Raw genomic sequence first — 16,109 nt, forward strand, 5'->3', positions numbered from 1 at the left:
ACTATGATAATTTAAGAAAGCGCTATCATGATAAGTTAATAGCTTGGATGGAGATGAGGAGAGCCAGGAATCCAACCCCTTTTGACAAGGGGTGTTTTCTGGCTCTTTTTGTTTTTCGGGAAAGGAGGCACGCCACACATCCAGCACAAACAGCAAAGGGGGATAATTGTTAATGCTTAATATATTTAAACCGGCTCCTCACATTGAGAGACTGGATGATTCAAAGATGGATGCGGCATACAAACGGCTCAGGCTGCAAGTATTCATTGGTATTTTCATTGGCTATGCAGGCTACTACCTGCTGCGGAAAAACTTTGCCTTTGCCATTCCTTATCTGCAGGAACAGGGATTTTCGAAAACAGAACTGGGTTTGGTGCTGGCCGCTGTGTCCATTGCGTACGGCTTCAGCAAATTCATCATGGGAATGGTGTCTGACCGCTGTAATCCGAGATATTTTCTGGCGACAGGCCTATTTTTATCAGCAGTCGTTAATATTCTATTCGTTTCAATGCCTTGGGTGACTTCGAGCGTCACCATCATGTTTATTTTTATGTTTATCAACGGATGGTTTCAAGGAATGGGCTGGCCGCCATGCGGCAGGACGATGGCCCATTGGTTCTCTATAAGTGAACGCGGCACAAAAATGTCGATCTGGAATGTCGCCCATAACATAGGCGGCGGTATTCTTGCTCCGCTTGTCACTCTTGGGATCGCGATGTTCGTCACTTGGAAAAGCGTGTTTTTCTTCCCTGCCATCATCGCCATTATCATTTCATTTTTAATTGTTTTATTGGTTCGTGATACGCCTCAATCCTGCGGACTCCCGCCAATTGAAGAGTATCGGAATGACTATCCAAAACACGCTTTTAAAAATCAGGAAAAAGAATTAACAACAAAAGAAATTCTTTTTCAATATGTGCTGAACAACAAATTTCTTTGGTACATCGCTTTTGCCAATGTATTTGTTTATTTCGTGCGGTACGGCGTGGTTGACTGGGCGCCTACTTACTTAACAGAAGCCAAAGGCTTTTCTCCTGAAGACTCGCGCTGGTCATATTTTCTTTACGAATACGCAGGCATACCGGGGACGATCTTGTGCGGCTGGATCAGTGACCGATTCTTCAAAAGCCGCCGGGCACCGGCAGGCGTTTTGTTTATGGCGGGTGTTTTCATTGCCGTATTGGTGTACTGGCTGAATCCGGCCGGCAATCCGCTCGTAGACAATATCGCCTTGATCAGCATTGGCTTCTTAATCTACGGACCTGTTATGCTGATCGGCCTGCAAGCGATCGATCTAGCACCGAAAAAAGCAGCCGGAACTGCAGCCGGTTTGACCGGATTTTTCGGATACATCGGCGGATCCGCTTTCGCAAACGCCATTATGGGCTTTGTCGTTGACCGTTTTAATTGGAACGGCGGCTTTATCATGCTGATCTCTTCCTGCATTCTTGCCATCGTCTTCTTGGCTTTGACGTGGAATACAGGAAAACGGGCAGAGCATGTTTAAGAAAGACACATAAAAGATTAATAGTTTTCCAACACGCCGTTTACATCCGTTTTTTAATATGAAAGACAGGTAGTGCTTATCTATAAGGAGGAAAAATCATGAGAAAAAATAGAATACTGGCCTTGTTTGTTCTGTCGCTGGGCTTACTCTCATTTATGGTAACGCCAGTGTCGGCAGCGTCAAAAGGAAACCTGCTGTCACCTGACCGTATCCTGACCGTCGCGCACAGAGGGGCTTCTGGATATGTGCCTGAGCACACGATTCTGTCTTACGAAACCGCTCAGAAAATGAAAGCAGATTATATTGAATTAGATCTGCAAATGACAAAAGACGGGAAATTGATTGTCATGCACGATGAAAAACTGGACCGTACCACAAACGGAACGGGCTGGGTGAAAGACCATACGCTCGCAGACATTAAGAAGCTTGACGCCGGTTCTTGGTTTAATGAAGCCTATCCGGAAAAAGCAAAGCCGCAGTACGTCGGCCTTAAAGTTCCTACATTAGAAGAGGTATTAGACCGTTTCGGAAAGCACGCGAACTACTACATTGAAACAAAATCGCCTGACACCTACCCAGGTATGGAAGAAAAACTGATCGCTTCTTTGCAGAAACATAAATTACTGGGGAAGCATTCTAAGCCAGGCCAGGTGATCATTCAATCGTTCAGCAAAGAAAGCCTGGTAAAAGTCCATCAATTACAGCCAAACCTGCCGACCGTTCAATTGCTGGAAGCCAAACAAATGGCGTCAATGACAGATGCTGCCCTGGAAGAAATCAAAACATACGCTGTCGGTGCGGGCCCGGATTATAAAGCTTTAAATCAAGAAAACGTCCGTATGATCCGCAGCCACGGCCTCCTGCTTCACCCTTACACAGTCAATAATGAATCTGATATGCATCGCCTGCTTGATTGGGGCGTAACAGGAGTGTTCACCAACTATCCTGATCTTTTCCACAAAGTAAAAAAGAGTTATTAAAAGCAAAAAACCTTGCGACAACTATCGCAAGGTTTTCTTCTATATTTTATTCTTTTCCGGCAGCAGCTTCTGACTGTCCATTAAGCAGCTGAGAATTTATCTCTTTCGCATCCTTTAAGTATTCTGTCTGGTAGCCGCTCTTCAGCGCCCACACATAGAATACAAGTGATACCATCGCAATCAGAACCATATCCCAGCCATAATGAATGACATTCAGGCCGCCGAATTTATCACTGCCCAAATAAGAAATGACCATCATGGCCAGCAGATAAAACACCATCCAGACGCCGGCTTTAAAGTTCCGGCCAAACCCTTTCCATTTCGCCTTCGCCTGATAATAGAAATAAATCGGAAGACCGATCAGGATAATAAACAGGACCTGCCCTGTTAACGGCCAGCGCGCCCAATACAGCACCAGTGACGCGAAGATAAATCCAAGCGGCGCAATCACGTTTAAGCCTTTTAAACGAAGAGGCCTGTACAGGTCTTTCCCCGTCCGTCTCAATGTCATCACTGTGATCGGGCCGGTGATATAAGAAATTAACGTAGCAACGGAAATAATTTCCGCTAATACGCCCCACCCTCTGAACAGGAACAAAAAGATGAACGACACAATCAAGTTAAAGAACATTGCTTGTCGCGGAACGCCGTAAATCGGATGAAGCTTCCCGAATATACTCGGCATGTATTTGTTTTTTTCCATTCCGTAAATCATTCGGGACGTTGTCGCCGTATACGTAATCCCCGTTCCAGACGGTGATACAAATGCATCTGCATATAACACAATAACTAGCCAGTTAATATTCAGCGCAATCGCCAGATCAGCAAAAGGAGAATTAAAATTCAGATGGCTCCAGCCGTGAGCAATATCAGAAGGATTCACAGCTCCAATGAAGGCGATCTGCAGCAGGACATAAATCACTGTCGCAACGAAAAGAGAGCCAACAACCGCAATCGGGATTGATTTCCCCGGATTTTTTGCTTCACCCGCCATATTAATCGGGCTTTGGAAACCATTAAACGCAAAAACGATACCTGAAGTGGCAACCGCCGTCAGCACACTTGCCCAGCCATTCGGCGCAATGCTTTGACCGCCAGTAAAGTTTTCTCCGTGGAATCCGACAAACAGCAAAGCTCCAATCGTAAGACCCGGAATAATAATTTTAAAAATCGTAATTAATGAATTCGCTTTCGAAAATAGATTGACTGTCCAGTAGTTCAGCAGAAAATAAATGAGAAGCAATACAGAGGCAAATGCTAGTCCTTCCCCAGTCAGCGTTCCATTCTTCACCAAACCGCTTGTCCATTTCGCCCATTCCCAAGGCCAAGAACTCATATATTGAACGGAGGCCACCGCTTCAACCGGAATGACGGACACAATCGCAATCCAGTTGGCCCAGCCCGCAATAAAACCGATAAACGAACCATGTGAATATTGCGTATATTTTACCATTCCCCCCGCTTCAGGGAACATAGAACCTAGTTCACTATAAGAAAGAGCAATAAATAAAATGACGACCATTCCAATAACCCATGAAATAATAGCAGCTGGTCCTGCTATTTGAGCCGCACGCCAAGCCCCGAACAGCCAGCCTGAACCGATCATCGACCCGAGCCCGACCATCATGAGGGAAAACGTTCCCATTCTTCGATGCAATTGATTCATATCGTAAACACCTTTCATGTATGATGACATTCTCTTGCTAATTATATTATTATTCTGATTACTTTACTTTGTCAATATTTATCGAATTTTGACTGAAACTATAATAAGTCAATGTATATTACCTTCCAATACAGGAATGAAGTCACTAATTTCTTCTTAAATGGAATTTACTGTGAATTCCAATGATAAAAACACAATAGGTTTAGCTATTTCCAAAACGGGAATGATACAGGAAACACTATTCTTAAAATAGAAAGGAGTATCACCATGAAACAAAAGCTGTTACTTTCAGGTCTCGCTGTTTCAACTGTCGGCATCACTTCTTATCTATTAAAGGACCCGTCAAATCGCCAAAAGGCAAGAGAATTCATTCACAGCATGAAGATGAAAATAACAAAACAGCCAGACATGGAAACGTTCCCAGTTGATAAAGCCGGCCACCCTGACCCGCAAGATATCGAGGACAACAAAATGGTTTCAGAAGGCTCCATGTATCCCGTCCAATACTACGATGAAAAAAAGAAGTAATCAAAAAGCTCTCTTCGATAAAGGAAGAGAGCTTTTTAATTTAACTTTTTCGTCTAATTCCGCTCATTACAAAGCCGCTTTCAGGCAATGACGGCATTCTGGCGAGACTGTAATGCAGTGATTGTTCCGGAACATCGTATTCAATCTGATGGACGAGGAAATCCAGGCTCGCTTTCATGACTTCAATTGTAATGCCTTCCCCTGGACAGCGGTGGCCTTTCTCGGCGTGCCCCCCGCCTTGAGGAATCATATCAAACGGATTTTCTTCCCGCTCCGCAAATCGTTCAGGCCGGAATTCATCGGGATGATCCCATAGACGAGGGTCGTGGTTCGTTCCATATACATCAAGCAGCACCGATGTGCCCTTCTTAAACTCACAGTTATTCCATACAAAATCTTTTTTGACAAGCGCCCCTAAAAACGGACCGAACGGATAATATCTGCGGACCTCCTGCACAAACATTTCTCTTTCCTGGCTGTTTCCAGACCGCAGCCATTCCTTATATTTCGGATGCTCATGAAGCGCCAAAGCTGAAAACACCAGAAAGTAAGAAATGGCGACAATAGGCCGCAATACATTAATCAGCTCAATGGCTGCCATGCGGGAATCCAACTGGCTTCCATCTTCTTGTGTGTGAAAAGCCATTTCATGCAGCGCTGTTCCAGGAGTCGTTTTCAGCAAGCCGGCACGAGCATCTTCAATCATGACTTCAATCCACTCTTCCGCACGTGGCCTTGCTCTTCTTCCCTTCCAATGCCGCGGTCCCACAGCACCGAACGCGTCGACCATGTCAATGAAGTCATCCGCTCTCTCTTTGACTTCCGTTTCCTTCAACGGAACACCTGCCCAATAGCACGCTACCCGGCACAGGATTTCTTTTGCTTCTTCAAATAACACAACCTCATCTGCCTTCTCCCATCTTGTGACTGCTGCTCTCCACTCCTCTGTCATCAACTCAGCCAAACGTTTTTGATGCGGCGGTGTCATTAATGATAGAAAAAGCATCTTCCGATGGATATGCGCGCTGCCATCCATTCCCTGAATCGCATTAACACCAAACAGCGATTTCTGCACCCGCTTAGGCAAAGCGTTCTGCCGCTGGAATCGATCCGTATCATAAAACACCTTCGCCGCCTCAGCGCCAGTCATGCAAATAAAGTTTTTTCCCAACAAACGGGCCTGAAACAGATCTGAATTGTAGCGCTCTGTTCTGTTTTTAATAAATAAATACCCTTCCTTCAGCAGTGTCAGACTGTTATCGAGACTTTTGTCATGTGGAATCTGCTCATTCATCCGCTTACCCTGCCTTCCTTTTTACCCTCTATTTTCACGTTATCTTCCGACTATAAACCCAGTAACAGTATTTGTTTACAAAACCAAATTTAAGCGCTTTTTGATTATTTTTTAAAGGAAGAACAAACGAAAGAGAGAAAAGGTAGTTAATCAAAACAAAGGGGAGAACAAAATGAAAAAATGGATATATATTGTGCTTGTGCTGAGTATTGCAGGGATCGGCGGCTTCTCCGTCCACGCAGCATCATCTGCTCATGAAAAACACTTGAATGTCAGCAGAATGAATGTCGATGACGAATTCAAGGATACGGATGGAACCTTCATTCTTCACGATTTACAAAAGGATCAGACATTTGTCTATAACAGAAAACGGGCAAATCAAAGACAAACTCCGCAATCCACCTTTAAAGTCGTGAACGCTTTAATCGGTTTGCAGGTCAAAGCTGTAAGAGATGAATACGATGTTAAACGATGGGACGGGGTCAAGCGTGAATTCGAATCATGGAACCGCGACCATACGCTTGGCTCGGCCATGCGCGAATCCGCAATCTGGTATTATCAGGCATTAGCGCGGGATATCGGTGAGGAAAGGATGAAATCATGGCTTCATACACTATCTTACGGCAACGAGGATATCAGCGGGGGAATCGACCAGTTTTGGCTGCAAAGCTCGCTTACAATATCTCCGCTGGAACAAGAAACTTTTTTGGAGAAACTGGCTAAAGAGGAGCTTCCATTTGACAAGCCGGTAATGAAAACCGTCAAGCGCATGATGATTCAAGAGGAAGGCGATCATTACACGCTCTACGGGAAAACCGGAACCCGCCTGACTGATATGGGATTAGGATGGTTTGTCGGATTCATCAAAACAGAGCATGGCTCTTATGTCTTTGTCACCAATGTCGATGATTCCGGCACAAAAGCCAAAAACATCACCGTGGATATCCTGAAAAAGTATGGCCTGATCACATCCTAAATAAAAGAGCCCTGCACGGCAGGGCTCTAAATCTCATGCTCAAAACAATAATGATTCACAAGCTCTTCAATCAAATCATGATCGGGATATTCCCCGTTAAATTCAAATTCGATTTCTTCCACAAATTCTCCTTGATGGTACACATGGATGGCTCCGTTTTGACGGACAACGCTAAACTCCGGCTGAAATGTATATCCGCTTCGTTCAATTGCTCCCATTTCTTACCCGCCTTTCTCAAAGCAGTAATTCATACACCTCGTTTAATTCCTTGGCCCGTTTTTGATCCTGTTCATTCTGGGCATACTTAATTTCTTTTTCTAATACATGGTTCAAAAAAGACATTTCATTATCATCTAAGTCTTTTACAAATTCCCCTTCATTTGCATAACGCTTCGCCAGCATCTTCTTGCAAATACGCTGGCAGACTTCATTTTCTAGATGATTCGAAAGTGATTCGCGCAAATAACCGAGTGTAACATCCATTTCATGAACACCTTTCCTTCTGCTATCTTTACCCTATAGCTTGCTAAAATAGGGAAAATCCATACGCGAAAAATAAAAAAAGAGACATCCGTGAATGTCTCTTTTTTTATCGTTATTCAGCTGCTTGTTCGCTTTTTGTCAAATTGGCCTGCGTGCGTTTGCCAATCCCAAACACATAATAACTAATGACCACAAGCGCTAAGAAAATTACGCCTACAATCAGGGAGATACGAGTATCATCGTTAAACCACATGCCAACCAGAACCATCAGCAAGAAAGCAATCGTCAAATAGTTTGTAAAAGGAGCAAACGGCATTTTGAATGGATGTTTATCTAATGCAGCGCCCTTCGCTTTTCTGAATCCGATATGGCTGATCAAAATGATAAACCAAGGAATCATCCCTGGGAGCACGCTTGCGCTGTATACATAGACAAAGATCTTCGGCGGAGCGATATAGTTCAGCACAACACCGACAGCCAAACCGATCAGCACCGCAATTGTGCCATACAGCGGCACACCATTGCGTGAAATCTTCTTAAAGAATTTCGGTGCTTGTCCATTGACACCCAGTGTATACAGCATGCGGCCCGCGCTGAAAATACCGCTGTTACAGCCGGACATTGCAGCAGTAATCACGACAAAGTTAATAATGCCGGCCGCTGCCGTAATTCCGATTTTCGAGAACGTAGACACAAACGGACTTCCGAGTGAGTTGAGCTCATCCCAAGGATACACCGTCACGATCACAAAAATAGCACCAATGTAGAAAATCAAAATACGCCAGATAATACTTTGAATCGCATTTCTTAGCGTGTTTTGCGGGTCCTTCGCTTCACCCGCTGTAATCCCGATCAGCTCAACTCCTTGATAGGCCGCAATGACAAGAGACAGTGCAAAGAAGAAACCTGAGAAACCTCCTGCAAAGAAGCCCCCGTGAGACCACAGGTTCGACAAACCGATCGCATCTCCGCCGTTGCCAAAACCGAAGAAAATAATTCCGATTCCCGCAATAATCATCAAGATAATCGTCACGATTTTAATCATCGCAAACCAAAACTCAAATTCCCCAAACGACTTAACAGAAATTAAATTCGCCGCACCAAGAATCACCATTGCCACGATACCAGGTATCCAAGCAGGCAAATCCGGGAACCAATACTTCATATAAGAACCGACAGCGATAATTTCTGACATGCCGACGATAATCCACTGGAACCAGTTGCTCCATGCTGTTATATAACCTGCCATCGGATGAATATATTGATGGCCGAACGTCGCAAAAGAACCTGTGCTCGGCTCGACATACAGCATTTCACCCATCGCACGCATAATAAAAAAGATAAAAATTCCGCATATTGCATAAGCCAGAAGGACAGATGGACCAGTCCATGAAATCGTGCTGGCAGAACCCATAAACAAGCCAACACCGATCGTACCGCCCAAGGCGATCATCTGAATATGGCGCGCACCCAGGCCCCTCTTTAATTCTTTATTTGCCACTCCTCTTCCTCCTCCTAACAAAATACTCATAAATGAGAAAACAGCAGACCTGCTTGCCTTCACATGAATCAGTGATAACAATCAGAAAATTCAAACTTAAAATTGTTATATAATCTCCTAAATTACTTATTTCATCATAATAAATTTCTCTGGAAAATACAATTGTTTTTTTCAGGTAAACACCTTTGTTCAGAGTTTTGAATCGTTCACTTCTTTTAAAATCTTTTATATAAAAATAATAAAATTATTTGAATATTGAAATTAATACACCCCTTAGATTCTCATAAAAAATAAGCTGTTCTACATGAACAGCTTACTTAATAATTCACACCCGTTTGACGCTTTAATGCTTCAAGCCACCCGGTATCTCCGGTCCCATAGCTCTTGCTTTGTCCCACATCTCTCAGAGATCCATTGCTGTAATCAATTGATAGGATGAAATCCGGAATGGCATTATACCCGGCTTCCGCGATTTTACTGAGCTCTGAACGATAGTAAGATAAAGCATAAGAAGCCGTTTGCTTCTGCACTGGATCTTTTTCAAGCTCTTCCTTATATACATCTATTAAGTCACGTCCATCAGGCGTGACGTACCGTCCATCAATGACTTCTAAATCCTTCAAATGGTAGCCTGTAACTTCATACATCTCACGAGCAGCCTGATACTTTTGATAGGCCTCTTCAGAAAATTGTGCTGAATCAGGACTCTGGCTTTTCATGATATGCAAAAATAGCTCTTTGCTGTTGTCCCCAGATTGCAGCACTTGCTCAATCTGCTTAATCAGTGCCTGATCGTCTGTCCCGCTCACCCGCACCTGATAGTCAATCGGTGTGATTGTAAACGTCAGCTCTGTCCCCTCTGGAATATAAATATGGTTTCGATTCAACAGCACTTGTAGCTGCTGGTTAACCTGTCCCCGCTGATACACCTTTTCATTCTCAGCTTCCACTTCCCCATGAAATGTGACATTCCGAAACGCAGCATCCTGGAGGTTATAGTTTTGCGCCTTCCCTTTGAATAGCCATTCTGTTTCATTATCGTAAGCGGCCTGTCTTTCTGCAGCTGACAGATCACTTCTGAAATAAGGAGACTTTGAATTTTGGTACTTATCCTTAATATAGCCTAATGGATCAGACTTTGTTTTATTAATCGCATTCATCCTGCTGTATTTTTCATCTAGTATTTTGATTCTGATATCACTCTCAGATTCATAGGGGTTTTGGGATTGAATCACTGTTTCTTCCCCTGTGTCTGTCACTGTTCGATCATTCGCTGATTGATACACTTTGCTGAACGTCCCGCTGCTTCCCGACACGCTGGTTTTAGAATAATTGAACTGATTGATTCCCCCAGTTGAAGATTGTGACTTAAGCCTGCTGTATGCCTTTTCCAGCACTGCCGCTGGATTTTCAGTCGCATTCTCCCGTTTGGCAGGCGCATTCTTGCTCAATATGTTCTGTGCCATCAGCTGAGTGCGGATAAATTGCCGATTCAGACGCATTGAATTCCCTCCCGAGTATTCTCTCTTATTCTTTTTTATCGGCAAAGATAATGTATATATTAACCTCAAAAAACATTTATTTACACCTAAATCGTTATTATGTATGATGGAAATAAAAGGAGGTTGTTTGCATGGTGAAAAAATGGCTTATTCCATTCGCTGTTATGCTGTCTGTCTTATCTACCTTTACGTATTCGGCATCAGCTGTCGGAGTTACTGCTATCACAGGAAACAATTCATTTGATACCGCAATGCCGATCGGTTATTGGAAATATAAAAATATCGATACAACAATACTGGAAGCTGGTCAAGACGAAGCCTATTTCACTTTTACGGCTAATAAGGGAGAAAAAGTATACGTGAGGAGTACATACCAGAGCGCGTATACAGGGATGAAAATTGAAATTTATGATAAGAATAGAATACCTGTTTTTCAAGGGACAGAAGTCATTAACCCTAATACGTTTTCTTCTTTTATTTATGCAAATGCAGACGCCCAAAACACGACAGATACCTTTTATGTGAAAGTGTCACGAGGCACCTATACCGGAAACATGTATTTTACACTTTCAATTGAAGACCGAATCAAATCAGGCAGCGGAACGTTCCAATTCAGCGGCGTTGCTGAAAATAAAGGAAATACAAGCCTTAGCCCCTCAGGTTCTGACTCCAGCGTGATCAAGGTTGATTTAACAAACCAATCTGGGATACCGCGTGATGCCATTGTAACCAGAGTTCAGACAACCGCCACTCAAACACCAAGCCAGGGAAATACACGCCACCTGATCATGACGAGCGAAAACAACGAATGGCGCCGTGCTCTTGTAAACAGCTCGACTTCAGGGTCTTATGATATCTCTTTGTCAGATCAACTCAGTGTGGCAAAGGTATGGAGTTTTAAATATAATACATTAGCGACAGCCAGATCGACGATGAGCAACGTAAAAGCAAAAATAGATTATGAATACGACGTGACAAAGCAGTTTTAACTTATACCGAGCCGGTTATCCGGCTCTTTTTTATTCTCAGTCTAGAAGGTAAACTATAGTCAGTACAACCAAGGGAAGTGCAGACATGGCATTAAAACTTCTAAAAAAACTGCTATTTGACCGCCCTCTAAAGAACGGCGTTATCTTAAATCAATACAAAATCGAAGAGTGCCTCGGTATGGGAGGCTACGGTTTGGTTTATTTGTGCACCGATATCCTAACTCAAACACCTTATGTCTTAAAACAGCTTCGGCCGACAAAAGCGAAAAAGGAAAAAGAAAAAGTCCGGTTCCAGCAGGAAATAAAACTTCTCAAAAGCATTCACCACCCGCAAATTCCGGGCTTCATAGATGAGTTCATCATAGACGGACAGGCTTATTATGTCATGCAGTTCATTGAGGGAGAGAATATAGAAGAATTATTATTTTTTCGAAAACAGCCGTTCACAGAGCTTATGGCATTACAACTGATTTCGCAGCTGCTTGAGATTATAGAATACCTGCATGATCGCCTTATCTTCCACAGCGACATCAGAACGCCTAATATCATCATCAATGACGGCAGGCTCTGCCTCATCGATTTCGGCCTTGCCAAACAATTGACTCCTGAAGAAATGGAGGAAATAAAGGTACGAAAACAGGATGACTTCTTCGATCTCGGAGAAACGCTGTTATTCCTGCTGTACTCTCAATATAAAGGAAAAAAGAAGAAAAACGGCACTTGGCTGGAGGAATTAACACTGACAAAGGAAGTAACCTTGCTGCTGAAAAGATTATTGGGCATTGAGGAAGAGTATCAGCACACCGCTTCCATTCGCGAGGATCTAAACCGGGCCATTCAATCGGTCACATAAAAAAACCCTTGTCCCAAAAGCGGAACAAGAACTTTTTTTGGATTAACTGCTGCTGTAGCTCCGGCGTTTGTAACGATGACTGCCGCCATAACGGTCGTAGTGTCTTCTTTTGCCCGAACTGCTGCTGTAGCTGCGATAATGTCTGCGCCGACTGCTGCTGTAATGCCGGTGTCTGCGATATCGGTCACTAGAACTGCTTGAGAGGTACTTAATCGTTTTGATGATTTTTTTAAACATATGCTGTTCACCCCATTTCTTTCTCCCTATTATATAAATTTTATAGGAGAAAGAAAAACATCAGCGGGGTCACTCTTTTGAAAACAAGAACCCCGTTCCGTTATCATTTGTATGCAGCTCATAAGTAATCGCAAGCAGCCTGCATGTATCCTCAATAATCTTTAACCCAAGTCCCTCACTGCTCTCATTCCGATCAAATCCAATACCGTCATCACGAATAAAAACATCGCCATGTTCAATCGTGACTTCCATCTTTTTAGCTTTTGAATGCCTTAACGTATTTTGAAAAATATTATCAAACAGCCTTTCCAGCCATAACGCGTTGCTCATCCATATCACATCTTGATCTGCCGGCTTATAGTGCAGCTCAATCCCACTCATACTGTATAAATAATCCCACTTTTTCACCGCTGTTTCTAATAGCTCGTTTAGATGCACTTCTTCATTTACAATATAAGAGCTTTCCAGCGTCTCAGCGGAATATAGATTGAATTCATTGGTTAATTCCGAGATATATTCGATTTGCTGATACAATGATTCGAATACAGCCTGACCATGACATTGGTCTTCCAAATAAAATAACTGCAGTCTGAGAGCCGTTAAAGGTGTATTAATGTCATGCCGCAGTTTTTGCAAAAGCTCCTTTTTGATTTCCTCCTGCTGTCTCAGCTCCAGTTCACGATATGTCGTCCGTTCAATTAACAAATTGACCGACTTGATCAGTTCCCCGATTTCATCCGCACGCTTCACTTCAATTTTATCGGGCACCCTTTGATCACTCGCCAAATGCCGAATGGTTTGATTTAATAGATTGATTTTATGCAACAGAGAATGAATCGACTTTGAAAATAAAAAAGCTAACAATAAGAGCGATATCAAAAATACAACGATCATTGCCGGGTACGCAAACGACCTGTGAAAGGGCATACCATGATTCATCGTTTTAAACATGCTGTCATAAATCACAGACATCAAAACACTGACCGCCAGCAATAGCATCGGAACACTAATGACGGCCGTAAACAATAACAACTGATATTTTGTCTTGAGCTTCATTTCTTCACAACGGTATTCAGCCGATACCCTTCTCCATATATATTTTCAATCATCTCACCCGCTTGATCATTGATTTTAGCTCTGATTTTTTTAATATGCACATTGACAATATTCGGGTTTCTATCTTCGAGCTGCCATAGATATTCAAAGAAATGTTCCTTTGTCAGGATACTGTCTCTATTTTCATATAAATAAAAGAAAATTTTCCGCTCAATCGCAGTAAACAATACCTCATCATGCAGGCTTTCATTGAACACTTTTTTCGTTACCGCATCAATATACAAATGTTTGATTTGCGTAAAGGTCCCATAATGATGCTCAAGCATATTCCGCATTCTTAATAGCAGCTCTCTCGGATCAAAGGGCTTTACCATATAATCCTCGCCGATCTGCAAACCTTGAAGCTTGCTGTCCATGTCATTGCGGGCCGAGAGAAAAATAACCGGAATGCCCAGCCCCAGCTCTTTGATTTTTGCAGACATTTGATACCCGTCTTCACCCGGCAGCATCACATCCATAATGACCAAATCCACCTTCTGAATCACCGAAAGCACATCCGCTCCATCTGTTTTCCATATCACACGATATCCCTCACGCTGCAAAATCTTTTGCAGCAAATCACCAATCATCACATCGTCTTCAACGATTAAAATATGATAACCCTTCATCCTAGCGAACCTTTCTCATAAACTCCATGGACAGTTTATATATTTGATCAGGCTGATATAAATAAATACTGTGTGTTCCCCTCAGTTCCTTTATATCGGCAGTATTGAATTGAGCCGCAAACGCTTCATAGTCTTTTCGGTTTTGTATAGCATACTTTGAATGTCTATTTTGGTCAGAGACTGCATCTAAAATCAAGACGGGAGTTTCCTTTGGCGCCGGCAGATTCACAGATTTGCTGCCGTTTTGGTAAGACTGCAAAAGCTCATGCTCCATATCTGCATTAAAAAATTGCTTAAAGTTAATGGCTTTATAGATTTCTTTTTCTTCATCAGTTAAAAACGACTGCCGAATCACCTCAGGATTATATACAGCGGAAGGTATAAATCGATGAAAACCAATCGAGGTTAACAGGTGGAACCCTCTCACTTTCAATCGGTCAACTCCGCTCAATTTATACGTGACGTACTGCTGGGGCAATCCAATATCCATCGCAATAATGGCCTTGATTTCCTTAGGATATTTCTGTGCCCAATACATTGCTTCAATCCCGGATATCGAATGAGGCATTAAAATATAAGGAGGCTTATTTCCGCTTTTCATAAGCGCTTTCCTCGTCTGTTCCAATACCGTATCAATATCTCTGTCATCGTGAGACACTTCACTGTATCCATAACCTGCCCGATCTACAACAGCAATCTTATTTTCTTTTGAAAACTTGCTGTACAGCCCCTTCATTTCATAAGCAGGCGCAGCAATCCCCGAACCAGACATAAACACAAACGTATCCTTCCCGCTTCCCTCTTGATACACATTCATCTTTTTACCATCAACTTCGACTAATGTGCCTTTTTCTTTAAGGAGTGCCGCCTCCTTATTTAGCTGGAAATGGTGATAAATAAATACCGAGACGCATACAAGCAAAACCAAAGCAGCCAAGCTGACAAAAACAATTTTTAGGACTTTCCTTAATGTTTTCATATGATGCTCCTTTCACGTGATACTGAAAGGATACAATATGAAAATAAATTTCTGATTAACTTTGGAACAGTTTTATTTTCACATTTAACTTTGCCCTTACGGAAAGGTGTACATTTGGAGCATAGCAGAACATTTGATGAATATGCCCACTAATAAAAAAATATTTCATGATTAAAAAAACCTTCCTGCTTATAGGAAGGACCTTTTTGCCATACATACTGACAAGAATGTCAAATCATTCTGTGATTGATTCAACCAGGGCAAATGAAGGGCCATTCTTTTATTATTTGTTCAGCGTTCATCCTTTCAATCCTCCTTATCTTTAAGCTGAAAAGCAATCAGCTTTCCTAATGCCTCTTCAGCCGCAAACGGAGCAACCATTCCTGAAGGGTGTTCATGCTCGCGTTTTAGGCATTCATACATCTTCGGTTCAATGTAAGAAGGATCGATCCATGCAATACACCAAGAAGCCCAAAAACATGATTGCCCTTCACTTTCTTGAGCGATTTTGATGCCAAAGGGCAGACTGGCCTTCACGATTCTCATAAGTGAAATGGCCGCAGCCATCCTTGTATCTTCGGCATGACTTTTTAATAAACATCCAGCTCCTCCGCCGCTTCACCCGCATCTTCCCCAAACTCACCTAAAACGGCAGACGCGATATTACGCAAAGAACCTTCCTCTTTTAAGGCCTCAACCAAAACAGGTATTGCATCAATTTCCCGTCAATGCAGTAAATCTAGCTATTACAATATAAAAAGTTACACCTTTATATAGATTTCTGTGGTTGAGTCATAGTAATAACCTCGCTTTCACCATTTATTCGGGCCTGATAAGCGAAGAATTATACTACTATCTATTAAAAAAGCAACCTTAAATAAGGTTGCTTT

Annotated in this window: 16 protein-coding genes and 1 pseudogene; 6 read left to right on the forward strand and 11 right to left on the reverse strand. The window is 42.6% G+C overall.

All coding sequences use genetic code 11. The features are described from left to right. Nucleotides 1-172 precede the first annotated feature (172 nt). Nucleotides 173-1,507, forward strand: a complete 1,335-nt coding sequence (glpT, locus tag CW370_RS17915) for a glycerol-3-phosphate transporter (RefSeq protein WP_017694971.1) — start codon at nt 173-175, stop codon at nt 1,505-1,507. Nucleotides 1,508-1,605: 98 nt separating this feature from the next. After that, nucleotides 1,606-2,487, forward strand: coding sequence for a glycerophosphodiester phosphodiesterase (locus tag CW370_RS17920; RefSeq protein ID WP_101169885.1), 882 nt, complete (start codon nt 1,606-1,608; stop codon nt 2,485-2,487). Nucleotides 2,488-2,533: 46 nt separating this feature from the next. Here the strand turns inward: CW370_RS17920 and CW370_RS17925 are convergent, their stop codons facing one another. Further along, nucleotides 2,534-4,153 (reverse strand): APC family permease, encoded by a 1,620-nt coding sequence (locus CW370_RS17925; RefSeq protein ID WP_003246447.1) that lies wholly within the window; start codon nt 4,151-4,153, stop codon nt 2,534-2,536. Nucleotides 4,154-4,420: 267 nt separating this feature from the next. Between CW370_RS17925 and CW370_RS17930 the strand changes: the two genes are divergently transcribed. Further along, entirely contained in the window at nt 4,421-4,681 is a 261-nt protein-coding gene (locus CW370_RS17930) for a hypothetical protein (RefSeq protein WP_003234883.1), read from the forward strand. A gap of 40 nt (nt 4,682-4,721) precedes the next feature. Here the strand turns inward: CW370_RS17930 and cypC are convergent, their stop codons facing one another. Further along, nucleotides 4,722-5,975, reverse strand: a complete 1,254-nt coding sequence (gene cypC, locus CW370_RS17935) for a fatty-acid peroxygenase (RefSeq protein ID WP_086343388.1) — start codon at nt 5,973-5,975, stop codon at nt 4,722-4,724. 172 nt (nt 5,976-6,147) lie between these two features. Between cypC and blaOXA the strand changes: the two genes are divergently transcribed. Then, complete coding sequence (gene blaOXA, locus CW370_RS17940; protein WP_101169886.1) at nt 6,148-6,951, forward strand: class D beta-lactamase; 804 nt, start codon at nt 6,148-6,150, stop codon at nt 6,949-6,951. A 26-nt stretch (nt 6,952-6,977) separates the two neighbouring features. On the opposite strand, the gene CW370_RS17945 is transcribed toward blaOXA, so the two are convergent. The 4 genes from CW370_RS17945 to CW370_RS17960 form a co-directional block, all read right to left on the reverse strand. Beyond that, the gene (locus CW370_RS17945) at nt 6,978-7,169 is read right to left on the reverse strand and encodes a DUF5370 family protein (RefSeq protein ID WP_003234886.1); all 192 of its coding nucleotides are present in this window, start codon (nt 7,167-7,169) and stop codon (nt 6,978-6,980) included. 16 nt (nt 7,170-7,185) lie between these two features. After that, the gene (gene csgA / locus CW370_RS17950; protein WP_024571599.1) at nt 7,186-7,434 is read right to left on the reverse strand and encodes a sigma-G-dependent sporulation-specific acid-soluble spore protein CsgA; all 249 of its coding nucleotides are present in this window, start codon (nt 7,432-7,434) and stop codon (nt 7,186-7,188) included. A gap of 112 nt (nt 7,435-7,546) precedes the next feature. Continuing rightward, on the reverse strand, nt 7,547-8,935 hold the full coding sequence (locus tag CW370_RS17955; RefSeq protein ID WP_015252942.1) for an amino acid permease: 1,389 nt from the start codon (nt 8,933-8,935) through the stop codon (nt 7,547-7,549). Nucleotides 8,936-9,252: 317 nt separating this feature from the next. Continuing rightward, on the reverse strand, nt 9,253-10,437 hold the full coding sequence (locus CW370_RS17960; protein ID WP_101169887.1) for a DUF4885 domain-containing protein: 1,185 nt from the start codon (nt 10,435-10,437) through the stop codon (nt 9,253-9,255). Between the two features lie 131 nt (nt 10,438-10,568). On the opposite strand from CW370_RS17960, the gene CW370_RS17965 reads away from it, so the two are divergent. Together CW370_RS17965 and CW370_RS17970 are read left to right on the forward strand one after the other, a co-directional pair. Further along, nucleotides 10,569-11,426 (forward strand): hypothetical protein, encoded by an 858-nt coding sequence (locus CW370_RS17965; protein WP_101169888.1) that lies wholly within the window; start codon nt 10,569-10,571, stop codon nt 11,424-11,426. Between the two features lie 85 nt (nt 11,427-11,511). After that, complete coding sequence (locus CW370_RS17970; protein WP_101169889.1) at nt 11,512-12,279, forward strand: serine/threonine protein kinase; 768 nt, start codon at nt 11,512-11,514, stop codon at nt 12,277-12,279. Here CW370_RS17970 and CW370_RS17975 read toward each other — a convergent pair. The 5 genes and pseudogenes from CW370_RS17975 to CW370_RS17995 form a co-directional block, all read right to left on the reverse strand. Further along, nucleotides 12,264-12,527, reverse strand: a complete 264-nt coding sequence (locus tag CW370_RS17975) for a hypothetical protein (RefSeq protein WP_024571603.1) — start codon at nt 12,525-12,527, stop codon at nt 12,264-12,266. The two genes, CW370_RS17970 and CW370_RS17975, sit on opposite strands and share 16 nt — an antisense overlap. Nucleotides 12,528-12,585: 58 nt before the next feature. After that, nucleotides 12,586-13,572 (reverse strand): two-component system sensor histidine kinase YbdK, encoded by a 987-nt coding sequence (gene ybdK, locus CW370_RS17980; RefSeq protein ID WP_199878755.1) that lies wholly within the window; start codon nt 13,570-13,572, stop codon nt 12,586-12,588. Then, on the reverse strand, nt 13,569-14,240 hold the full coding sequence (gene ybdJ, locus CW370_RS17985; RefSeq protein ID WP_015382624.1) for a two-component system response regulator YbdJ: 672 nt from the start codon (nt 14,238-14,240) through the stop codon (nt 13,569-13,571). The genes ybdK and ybdJ overlap by 4 nt, the downstream gene beginning before the upstream one ends. Before the next feature lies 1 nt (nt 14,241). Then, nucleotides 14,242-15,219, reverse strand: a complete 978-nt coding sequence (locus CW370_RS17990) for an alpha/beta hydrolase (RefSeq protein WP_024571605.1) — start codon at nt 15,217-15,219, stop codon at nt 14,242-14,244. A 306-nt stretch (nt 15,220-15,525) separates the two neighbouring features. Continuing rightward, nucleotides 15,526-15,935, reverse strand: a pseudogene (locus tag CW370_RS17995) (HEAT repeat domain-containing protein); the annotation flags it as partial. Nucleotides 15,936-16,109: the final 174 nt, after the last annotated feature.

It is taken from the genome of Bacillus sp. SN32 (assembly GCF_002837495.1).
Classification (GTDB): domain Bacteria; phylum Bacillota; class Bacilli; order Bacillales; family Bacillaceae; genus Bacillus; species Bacillus subtilis.

What these genes read in the sequence shown, in the direction of transcription:
- glpT (WP_017694971.1), top strand. Translation starts at nt 173, where the DNA reads ATGCTTAATATATTTAAACCGGCTCCTCACATTGAGAGACTGGATGAT.
- CW370_RS17920 (WP_101169885.1), top strand. Translation starts at nt 1,606, where the DNA reads ATGAGAAAAAATAGAATACTGGCCTTGTTTGTTCTGTCGCTGGGCTTA.
- CW370_RS17925 (WP_003246447.1), bottom strand. Translation starts at nt 4,153, where the DNA reads ATGAATCAATTGCATCGAAGAATGGGAACGTTTTCCCTCATGATGGTC.
- CW370_RS17930 (WP_003234883.1), top strand. Translation starts at nt 4,421, where the DNA reads ATGAAACAAAAGCTGTTACTTTCAGGTCTCGCTGTTTCAACTGTCGGC.
- cypC (WP_086343388.1), bottom strand. Translation starts at nt 5,975, where the DNA reads ATGAATGAGCAGATTCCACATGACAAAAGTCTCGATAACAGTCTGACA.
- blaOXA (WP_101169886.1), top strand. Translation starts at nt 6,148, where the DNA reads ATGAAAAAATGGATATATATTGTGCTTGTGCTGAGTATTGCAGGGATC.
- CW370_RS17945 (WP_003234886.1), bottom strand. Translation starts at nt 7,169, where the DNA reads ATGGGAGCAATTGAACGAAGCGGATATACATTTCAGCCGGAGTTTAGC.
- csgA (WP_024571599.1), bottom strand. Translation starts at nt 7,434, where the DNA reads ATGGATGTTACACTCGGTTATTTGCGCGAATCACTTTCGAATCATCTA.
- CW370_RS17960 (WP_101169887.1), bottom strand. Translation starts at nt 10,437, where the DNA reads ATGCGTCTGAATCGGCAATTTATCCGCACTCAGCTGATGGCACAGAAC.
- CW370_RS17965 (WP_101169888.1), top strand. Translation starts at nt 10,569, where the DNA reads ATGGTGAAAAAATGGCTTATTCCATTCGCTGTTATGCTGTCTGTCTTA.
- CW370_RS17970 (WP_101169889.1), top strand. Translation starts at nt 11,512, where the DNA reads ATGGCATTAAAACTTCTAAAAAAACTGCTATTTGACCGCCCTCTAAAG.
- ybdK (WP_199878755.1), bottom strand. Translation starts at nt 13,572, where the DNA reads ATGAAGCTCAAGACAAAATATCAGTTGTTATTGTTTACGGCCGTCATT.
- ybdJ (WP_015382624.1), bottom strand. Translation starts at nt 14,240, where the DNA reads ATGAAGGGTTATCATATTTTAATCGTTGAAGACGATGTGATGATTGGT.
- CW370_RS17990 (WP_024571605.1), bottom strand. Translation starts at nt 15,219, where the DNA reads ATGAAAACATTAAGGAAAGTCCTAAAAATTGTTTTTGTCAGCTTGGCT.